The 9096-nt window shown below is 64.8% G+C and carries 7 protein-coding genes and 1 pseudogene; 4 read left to right on the plus strand and 4 right to left on the minus strand.

Translation table 11 applies throughout. The features are described 5' to 3' along the window. Positions 1–5: 5 nt before the first annotated feature. Positions 6–863, minus strand: a complete 858-nt coding sequence (locus VKR55_RS25895) for a LysR family transcriptional regulator (RefSeq protein ID WP_324407845.1) — start codon at positions 861–863, stop codon at positions 6–8. 91 nt (positions 864–954) lie between these two features. Here VKR55_RS25895 and VKR55_RS25900 point away from each other — a divergent pair, with 91 nt between their 5' ends. Continuing rightward, on the plus strand, positions 955–1782 hold the full coding sequence (locus VKR55_RS25900) for an MBL fold metallo-hydrolase (RefSeq protein ID WP_324407847.1): 828 nt from the start codon (positions 955–957) through the stop codon (positions 1780–1782). Between the two features lie 12 nt (positions 1783–1794). Here the strand turns inward: VKR55_RS25900 and VKR55_RS25905 are convergent, their stop codons facing one another. The 3 genes from VKR55_RS25905 to VKR55_RS25915 are packed head-to-tail and all read right to left on the minus strand — an operon-like array spanning position 1795 to position 5249. Beyond that, the gene (locus VKR55_RS25905) at positions 1795–2382 is read right to left on the minus strand and encodes a DUF1254 domain-containing protein (RefSeq protein ID WP_324407849.1); all 588 of its coding nucleotides are present in this window, start codon (positions 2380–2382) and stop codon (positions 1795–1797) included. After that, positions 2379–2957, minus strand: coding sequence for a DUF1214 domain-containing protein (locus tag VKR55_RS25910; protein WP_324407851.1), 579 nt, complete (start codon positions 2955–2957; stop codon positions 2379–2381). The genes VKR55_RS25905 and VKR55_RS25910 overlap by 4 nt, the downstream gene beginning before the upstream one ends. Positions 2958–2960: 3 nt before the next feature. Next, entirely contained in the window at positions 2961–5249 is a 2289-nt protein-coding gene (locus VKR55_RS25915) for a transglycosylase domain-containing protein (protein ID WP_324407853.1), read from the minus strand. A 289-nt stretch (positions 5250–5538) separates the two neighbouring features. Here VKR55_RS25915 and VKR55_RS25920 point away from each other — a divergent pair, with 289 nt between their 5' ends. From VKR55_RS25920 to VKR55_RS25930, 3 genes and pseudogenes are all read left to right on the plus strand, one after another. Continuing rightward, positions 5539–6051: a YcgN family cysteine cluster protein gene (locus VKR55_RS25920; protein WP_324407855.1), complete on the plus strand. Its 513-nt coding sequence runs from the start codon at positions 5539–5541 to the stop codon at positions 6049–6051. A gap of 159 nt (positions 6052–6210) precedes the next feature. After that, positions 6211–7809, plus strand: a complete 1599-nt coding sequence (locus tag VKR55_RS25925; RefSeq protein WP_324407857.1) for an MDR family MFS transporter — start codon at positions 6211–6213, stop codon at positions 7807–7809. Positions 7810–8630: 821 nt separating this feature from the next. Beyond that, positions 8631–8966: pseudogene (locus tag VKR55_RS25930) on the plus strand (sigma-54-dependent Fis family transcriptional regulator); the annotation flags it as partial. Positions 8967–9096: the final 130 nt, after the last annotated feature.

Here is a 9096-nt window from a genome sequence, read left to right on the forward strand (position 1 = left end):
TCCTCTCAACGCTTGCTGCCGCTCCGATCTCGCGAGCGGGCGGTGGTTGGACGTCGCTTCGGAAGCTTCGCGATGAAGCCCCGCAGCGCCTCGCTGGGCGGCCGCTTTGCGCCATAGGCAAGGCCGACCTCTCGCTCAACCCGAACCTCGATCTCGCGCACCGCCACGTCGGGATTGGCCTGCGCCACGCCTTCGGGCACGATCGCAACGCCGACACCGGCGGCGACCAGCGCCATCGCCCAATCCTCGGATTCGGCGATCGCCGCGGGCTTGCGCGGAGGCGCCTGCCGGCCGAAGAATTTGTTCTGCTCGCAGTTGCAGCGATCGATCATCGCAACACCTTTGAAATCCGAATTGCGCAGCCGTTCCTTCAATGTCAGCGGGTGCGAGGGAGGCAGCGCCGCGACGTAGCGCTCGCGCCAGAGCGGGACGAAGTGCTCGTCCTGGCGGACCATGGTCTTCGAGATGATGCGCGCGTCCGCGGTCTCGTTCGCACCCACCAATCGAAGCGCGATGTTTGATTGGGCGGTCAGCGGCTTTAACAGCGCGATGGTTCGCGCCACGTCGAGTGTGCGCATCAGGCCGAGCGTCAGGCTCTCTTGCGAAGGCGGCTTGCGGAACAGGTTCTTCGCCGCGTCCGCTTCGTCGATGATGCGCCGCGCGACCGCGTGGAACCGCTCGGCCGCTTCCGTGGGCGCCATCCCCTTCTTGTGACGGATGAACAGGGCGGTGCCAAGCTCGGCTTCGAGATTGGTGATCGCCGCCGAAATCGACGGCTGCGAGATGAAGCAGCGCCTGGCGGCCGCGGTCAGGTTGCGCTCCCTGAACACGGCGGCAAAATAGCGAAGCTCGCGGATATCCATAGGTATGTCCTATCGATTGTATCGAACATTGATATTTTACCTATGATAAGATCGGTGGCAAGCAATCCGCCTGTCGCAGCGGAGGACGGTCATGCGTGTTCATCATCTCAACGCCGGGACCATGTGCCCGATCGGCAAGCGTCTCGTGAACGGCACGGGCAGTCTGTTTCAACGGGCGCGATTGGTCTGTCATTGCCTGCTGGCGGAGACCCAGGACGGATTGGCTTTGGTCGACACCGGCATCGGCCTCGGCGACATTGCCGACCCGCCGCGGCTCGGCCGCAGGTGGGTGCGGCAGGCCGCGCCACGCCTGGACCGCGGCGAGACCGCCGTGGCGCAAGTCAAGTCGCTCGGATATTCGCCGGATGACGTGCGGCACATCCTGTTGACCCATCTCGACCGCGATCATGCCGGAGGCGTTCCGGATTTCCCGCGAGCGAAGGTGCATGTCCATCGCAAGGAACATGAGATGGCGGTGACGCATCGGATTGCCGCGCCGCCAGGCCGCTACATCGCCGATCAGTGGAAGCATGGTCCCGATTGGGAAATCTACGGCGAGGGCGGCGAAGACTGGTTCGGCTTCAAGGGCGTGCGCGCGCTTGGCGACCGCGAGCCCGACATACTCATGATTCCGCTGCCGGGCCACACGCTGGGGCACTGCGGCATCGCGGTGCGCGGCGGGGCCAAGTGGCTGCTGCATGCGGGCGACGCCTATTTCTTCCACGGGCAGATCCAGGCGAAGCCGCGCATGCCATTCGTGCTCGGCGTGTTCCAGCGACGCGCTGACATGGACAGCGCTGCGCGGATTTCCAATCAGGAACGGCTCAGGGCGCTGCATGCCGCCCACGGCGATGCGGTGACGATCATCAACAGCCACGATCCCGTGCATTACGAGGATTGCTGCTGCGGCGATCACTGAGGGCCGGACGCCTCACCGCTTGCCGCGCGGCGCCTCGGCCTGCTTGGCCGGCAGGTCGGTTTGCACCTTGCAGCTCGAGGCCGCAAGCGAGGCCTGCGCCTGCGCCATCAGCCCGGGCTCCGGCGCGAGCGCCTTCAGTACAATCAGGCCGGTCGTCGACGGGGAATCGATGATCAGCCGGTCAGCAGCGGTCACATCCTCGTCCTCGGGCAAATCGCTGTGCTGCGCCTCGGTCATCAGGTCGAGCTCGATCACCTTCTTGCCTGCCGAGCGGTCGTTGATCGCGTAATAGGCGAGGTCGTTGCGGGTGTAGAACGACACGGACGTGTAGGCCTGGCTGACGGGCACGCTGAGCTTGATCGATCCGCCCGAGAGGTCGTAGCGGCAGACCGCGACCGCGATGGCCGGATCGAGATAGGGCATCAGCGTGTTGGAGGGATCGGCGGCAGGAAGCTGCGTCACGGTGTTTACCTTCGTGATCGGCGCCAGGCGGGCATAGGCATCCTCGGTCGCGATCTTAGGCAGGGCCAGCACGCTGACAAGATGCACCACGCCGCCAAGCAGCACGCCCGCGATGATCGTGAACACGATCCGGATCATGGGCAGCCCATTGTCGCGACTGTCGGCATCGGCGCATCACGCCTGTTGCGGGTCGCCACCCCGACGGGCGTATCGTAAAGACTGAACATCAATGCATAGCGCTCGATGCCTCCGGTCGGCAGCCAGTTGCCGGCGCGCGCGCGCGGCGCGATGTGGATTTCGAAGCCGCCGTCGGCGCCGCGCACGACCTCCTCGCTGGTGAAACCGTAGCGCTGCAGGGTATTGGCCACGAGGTGACCCTTTGTATCATACAGCGTCAGCGTCCAGAACCGCGCTGCCGGCGTGACGCCCGAGACCACGACGTCGCAGCGGCCATCGAGCGGCTTCTTCTTGTCGTCCCTCGTGGCGGCGAATGCGATGCCGTCGCCGGCGCCTATCGGCAGCTCGCCATTACGGGTGATCGTGGCGCGCGAGTAGGGGTCGATATCGACCGTGCCGATTCGTGGCCGCGCGGTCCAGGCGCCGATCGTCAGCGTGCCGAACTCGGTGCCGCGCGTGGTAGTCATCCAGGTCGAGCCGAGGCCAACGGCCGCGGCCAGCGTCAACGCCACAAGTGCTACAAACAGAAGTCTCACGGCTCAATTCTTATGCGGCGCTGCCGCGTCGTTGGGGGTCACCGCCGCATAGTTCTCGGGGAAGGCGAGCGCCGAGGATGAAACCGGCTTGGTCGGCTTCGGTGGCTCGGTGGCCGACGTTGTCTTGTCGGCGGTCTTGCCGGCATCATCCAGCATCTTCTCGATCTGGACCAGGATGTCCGCCCCGCGCTTGGTCAGCACCGGTGGAGGTCCCGGCTTGATCTCCGGCGCATGTGGCGGCTGCGCAATGGCCCCGGCCACCAGTTGTGGCCTGGCGGGCTGCTGCAGCTTCGTGCCCATTCCGACGCCCGTCAGTTCCTTGATCTCGATGCCCTGATGCGCGATCGTCATGATGTCGTGCCAGGTCTGTGCCGGCAGCGAGCCGCCGGTCATGCGATTGGTCGGCGAGTAGTCGTCATTGCCCATCCACACCGCGCCGACGAAGTTGCCGGTATAGCCGACGAACCAGGCGTCGCGATAGGCGTTCGTGGTGCCGGTCTTGCCGGCGGTGGGAATGCCGTCGAGCTGGGCGCGCCGCGCCGTGCCTTCACTCACGACGTGGCCCATCATCATCGCCATGTCGGCAGCGACCGACGGGGGAATGATCTGCCGCGGCTTCGGACCGTCGCGGTCCCAGCGCCACACCAGATCTCCGTTGCCGGTACGGATTTCCAGCACGGCGTGCGGTGTCACCGCCGCGCCGTGGTTGGGGAAGGTGGCATAGGCCACCGCATGCTCGAGTACGGTGACCGCGTCGGCGCCGATCGGCAGCGATGGCGTATCCGGCAGCGGCGTGATGATGCCGAACTTTCGCGCCACTGCCACGATCTTGGCACGGCCAGCCTTTGGCCCCTCCTTGCCGCCGAGCGCGATCGACAGCTTGACCGGTATTACGTTGATCGAATGGGTGATCGCCTGGGTCAGCGTCACCGGGCCGGAATAGGAGCGGCCGTAGTTCTGCGGACACCAGTTACCGATGCAGACCGGACCGTCGACCACGACCGAGCTCGGCTTGAAGCCGTTGAGCAGTGCGGTGGTGTAAACATAAGGCTTGAACGACGAGCCGGGCTGGCGGAAGGCGTCAGTGGCGCGGTTGAACTGGCTCGTGCCATAGTCGCGCCCGCCGACCATGGCACGGACGCCGCCGGTGAGATCGGCGATCACGACCGCGGCTTGGGTGGCGTGATAGTCGCGGCCGTACTGGCGCAATTCGTTCTCAACCGCCTCGTCGGCGGCCTTCTGCACGTTCATGTCGATCGCGGTGCGAACCACAAAGACGCGCTCGTTATAGGATTTCGGGAAGGTGTCGACGATCTTCTGCACCTCGTCGAAGGCGTAGTCGAGATAGTAGTTCGGCGAGTCCTCGTTGCGACGGTCGACCACGCTCGCGGGATTGCGCCGCGCGCCGAACACCTGGCCTTCGGTCATGAAGCCGGCATCGACCAGGTTGTCGAGCACGACGTTGGCGCGGGCGCGGGCCGCGGGCAGGTTGACGTGGGGTGCGTACTTGGTCGGTGCCTTGTAGAGGCCCGCGAGCATCGCCGCTTCCGGCAGCGTGACGTCGCGCACCGACTTGTTGAAGTAGAAATGCGCCGCGCCGTCGACGCCGAACGTGCCGCCGCCCATATAGACGCGGTCAAGATAGAGCTTCAGGATCTCGTTCTTCGTCAGCCGCCACTCCAGCCAGATCGCAAGGAACGCCTCGTTGATCTTGCGCTCGATGGTACGTTCATTGGAGAGGAACAGGTTCTTGGCGAGCTGCTGGGTGAGCGTGGAGCCGCCCTGGCGCACGCCGCCGGCCTCCGTGTTGGTGACCAGCGCGCGCATGGTGCCGATGACGTCGATGCCGAAATGGTCGTAGAAGTGGCGGTCCTCGGTCGCGAGCGTCGCCTTGATCAGCGTGTCGGGATAATCCTCGAGCGGGATGGAATCATTATGCTTGATGCCGCGGCTTCCGATCGGGTTGCCGTAGCGGTCGAGGAAGGTGACCGCGAGGTCGGATTTCTTCAGCCAATCCTCGTCGGTGGTCTCGCGGAACGCCGGCACCGCGAGCGCGAGCAGCAGGATCAGGCCGCCCAGCCCGATGGTGGCGGCTTCCGAAAGCGGCTCGATGAAGACCCAGCGCTTCCAGCGACCGACGTAGAAGCGGTCCATGAAGGTCGAAAAGCGCTCATAGAGCTCGCGCGCGCCCTTGCCCGAAGAGAACAGGGTGGAGTCGATGCGGGCATCGAGGTCCAGGAAGAAGTGCCGGACCTTGGTCTTCCATCGCGGCGGGATGATCTGGCGCGGCACAGGAACTCTTCGTCAGGTTCGAAGGCGCTCGAGCGCCCCTGCTGGGCGCCATCGGGACGTCTTGCGCTGATGTTGCGGCAAACCCAAGGCGCTTCTTGCGCCCTCGGGGACTCGCCATTTTCTTCTAGCCGACGAGGGGCCATAAACCAATGGTCTCGCTCCGACTTTTGATCGCCAGAATGAATGCGCGGCGGACTGGAAACGTCCGAAATTGCGCCCACTTGCACCTTGTGTGAAAACCGCCTTTGGAAGGCTATTTGGTTAAGCCATTTCAGGAGCTTTTTGATCGATGACCGCGCCGCCGAAAAAGCCATCGAGCCAGGAGGGTTTCTTCTGGAAAACCAAGACGTTGGAAGAAATGTCCGACGTCGAATGGGAAAGCCTGTGCGACGGCTGCGCGCGCTGCTGCCTGGAGAAGCTGGAGGACGAGGACACCGGCCAGATCTACTTCACCCATGTTTCCTGCAAGCTTCTGGACGCGGGCCTATGCACCTGCAAGGACTACGCAAATCGCTCCGACAAGGTCGCCGATTGCGTGCGCCTGACGCCTCAGAATGTCCGCACCCTGAACTGGCTGCCGCCAAGCTGCGGCTACCGCCTCGTGGCCGAGGGCCGCGACCTCTATTGGTGGCATCCGCTCGTCTCGGGCGATCCCAACACGGTGCACGAAGCCGGCGTTTCCGTGCGTGGGCGGGTGCAGGGGACCGAAGATGATATTCCCGATGCCGATCTCGAGGATCACATCGTGCGCTGGCCGATGCTGTTGCCGAAACGGGCGCGTCTGAAGAAGTGGCCGGCCTGACTTCGCTCGCCTTGCCCGATCACGAGTTCGCGAACGCTGCACTGCGGGATGCACCCATGCACTGGAGGTGCTGCCTGGAAGGCCATTTGCGCCTTAAGTTGCAGACGACTTAGCGAATCGGCGCTGCCAGGGCGGCGCTACGGACAAAAACATCTCATCATGAACAAGCACGAACGGCAGAACCATCGTCCTGCCGCACCTCATTCATTGGCCCAAGGTTCCTCATTGGCTCGAGAGATCGAGGCCGAGCTTCCGGAACTCCCGACCCAGGTGATCGCGCTTGAGGACGCGCCGCCGCTCGCCCCGCGCGCGCCGCTCACCAAGGACGAGGTCCGCGCCATTCTCGCGAGTTTGATGCTCGCAATGTTCCTCGCCGCGCTCGACCAGACCATCGTCGCGACCGCGCTGCCGACCATCGCCCGCCAGTTCCAGGACGTCTCCAGCCTGTCCTGGGTCATCACCGCCTACCTGCTCTCCTCCACCGCCGTCGCACCCGTGTTCGGCACGCTCAGCGACATCTACGGCCGCCGCGCCATGATCATCGCGTCGCTCTCGCTCTTCATCGCGGGTTCGGTCGTGTGCGCGCTCGCTCCCAGCCTGCCTGTCCTGATCGTCGGCCGCGGCCTGCAGGGGCTGGGCGGCGGCGGCATCCTGCCGATCGTGCAAACCATCATCTCCGACATCGTGAGCCCGCGCGAGCGCGGCCAGTATCAGGCCTATTTCTCCGGCGTCTGGGTCGCCGCCGGCATCGGCGGCCCGGTGCTGGGTGGCGTGTTCGCTGAGCATCTGCACTGGTCGATGATCTTCTGGATCAACCTGCCGCTGGCGCTCGCCGCGCTCGCGCTGCTCTTGCCGAAGATGCGCAAGATCCCGGTGTTTCACCGCCACCGCGAGGTCGACTGGCTCGGCGGCGTGCTCTTGATGGCCGCAAGCGTCGTGTTCATGCTGGTCTTGACCTGGGGCGGCAACCGCTATCTCTGGCTGTCGCCGGCGATCCTTTCGATGGTCGGCGCCTCCTTTGCGCTCGCGGTCAGCTTCGTCTGGCATGCCGGCCGCGCCGACGAGCCATTCCTGCCGCTGCGTCTGCTCTCCGGGTCCGTCGTGCCCTTTGCCATCCTGGCCGGAAGCTGCGCGCTGGGCGCGATGACCGGGCTCACCGTGCAACTGCCGCTGTATTACGAGGTGGTCTACCATCTCTCTGCCAGCCAAGCCGGGCTTGCCCTGATCCCGCTCGCCGCGATCTCGACCTGTGGGGCTGCGATCGCCGGCAAAACCATGGCACGCGCGAGGCACTACAAGCGCGTCGCGATTGTCGGCGATTTCGTTGCCGCGACCTCCGGCGCTGCGCTCGCGCTCACGACGTTGCCGCTCTGGGGCCTGCTGCTGCTGCTGTCGGTGTTCGCGCTCGGCCTCGGCACCACGTTCCCGATCACCGTGGTCTCGATTCAGAATGCGGTTCAGCGCTCGCAGGTCGGCACCGTCACCGGCGGCATGAACTTCTTCCGCTCGCTTGCATCCTCGTTCACGGTCGCCGCCATGACCGCGATCCTCCTGACGGCGCTCGGCGCCGACATCTCGCTCGCCGGCGAGCGTCATGGGGTCGTGAATTCGATTCCGGCGGCCGACATGATCGCCGCGTTCCGCTACGTGTTCGGCGCTGCCGCCGCGATGATGGCGTGCGCCATGCTCTGCATGGTCACCATGGAGGAGCGCCCGCTCGCGGGGCCGGCCACACGATCCGTGGAGATGGCGGAGTAGGGCGGTCACCTTCGTAGGGTGGGCAAAGCCAACGGGTCCGCGCGAGCGCGCGGCCCGTTGACAGGCTCCGCGACGAAGCAATCCATACTCCAACCGCGGAAACAGTGTGGATTGCTTCGCTGCGCTCGCAATGACGGAGTGCACATGTGAGTCCGCTTTCCCGCGACACGACATGCCCGAGTGATGCAGGGTTCGTCGCCCTCGCAATCAAGAGGGCGCGGGGAATGCCGGGTGCAGGCCGCACCCGCGAGCCTTGCGTGCAAAGAAAGTGCACTTTACGCACGCAAGCAACAACAGGGCAGCCACAACATCCGGCATTCCCTGCGCAATGGCTTTACGGCTTATACGCGTTCTCCCCGGTGTCCGGGCTTGTTAGCCACCGTCGCCTGCGTGATCATCATCTCGCAAGCTTGATCCCAGCGTCGGGGGACCAGGACGCCGCGATTTCGTCGTACGCCTTGGCTGCGCTCGTCTCGTGCGCCATGACGTCCATCGCATCCCGCTGCCAACGTCCGTGACGATCGCGAGCCGCCCCTCCTAAAGGCAACGGGACGGGCGACGATATACACCTGATTCGCGCTTCTGGAAAAGCGAAATATTTTCGTGAAGGGGCTTGAACAGGCGCAGCTAATTGAACTGGCGGGCGAAACTAGCTTTTGCGTGCGACGAATTTCGATCGATCCAAGGCGGATTCGGCCACGCGATTCTGCGGCTGGATCGCCGGACGTCGACGTGAGGCGCGCTGCAAAGAGGTTTGATACAGATCAAATACCATAGGGCATGCTGCCCTAGCCTTTGGCCGGGAGGAGCACGCCAAGACGATGCAAAAGCTTCCGCTCGCGCATCACGCGGCCCGTGTCGAGGCTGCGATCGTATCCGGTCAGGCGGCGAAATCGCCCCTGGTCGCGTCGTGGCGGCGCTCTTCGCGATTGCATCAACTCGATCCCGCCGGCGCGCGACCGCCGATCCGGCTCACCGGGATCGAGCTTCTCAACGCGCGCGAGAAAGCCGGGCTGCTTTTGCACGTCGCCCAGCCTGTGATGGATCGACTCCACCAGGCGGTGGGGGCGGCGGGTTGCTGCGTTCTCCTCGCAGGTCACGACGGCGTGCCCGTGGATCGGCGCGGGGCGGGAGCGGATGACAAGACTGCGCGCTCCGGGGCATAGCGACCAGTGAATCCGATTGATGGCGACCACCATTTCCGATCGATGACGACCACCTGTTCCGGTCGATGGCGACCAGGGCAACAGGGCTGTGGACGGGCGTGATGAACGCCGTTGGGTGATC

It is taken from the genome of Bradyrhizobium sp., assembly GCF_035309285.1.
Lineage (GTDB): Bacteria > Pseudomonadota > Alphaproteobacteria > Rhizobiales > Xanthobacteraceae > Bradyrhizobium.

What these genes read in the sequence shown, in the direction of transcription:
- VKR55_RS25905 (WP_324407849.1), bottom strand. Translation starts at nt 2,382, where the DNA reads ATGATCCGGATCGTGTTCACGATCATCGCGGGCGTGCTGCTTGGCGGC.
- VKR55_RS25900 (WP_324407847.1), top strand. Translation starts at nt 955, where the DNA reads ATGCGTGTTCATCATCTCAACGCCGGGACCATGTGCCCGATCGGCAAG.
- VKR55_RS25895 (WP_324407845.1), bottom strand. Translation starts at nt 863, where the DNA reads ATGGATATCCGCGAGCTTCGCTATTTTGCCGCCGTGTTCAGGGAGCGC.
- VKR55_RS25925 (WP_324407857.1), top strand. Translation starts at nt 6,211, where the DNA reads ATGAACAAGCACGAACGGCAGAACCATCGTCCTGCCGCACCTCATTCA.
- VKR55_RS25920 (WP_324407855.1), top strand. Translation starts at nt 5,539, where the DNA reads ATGACCGCGCCGCCGAAAAAGCCATCGAGCCAGGAGGGTTTCTTCTGG.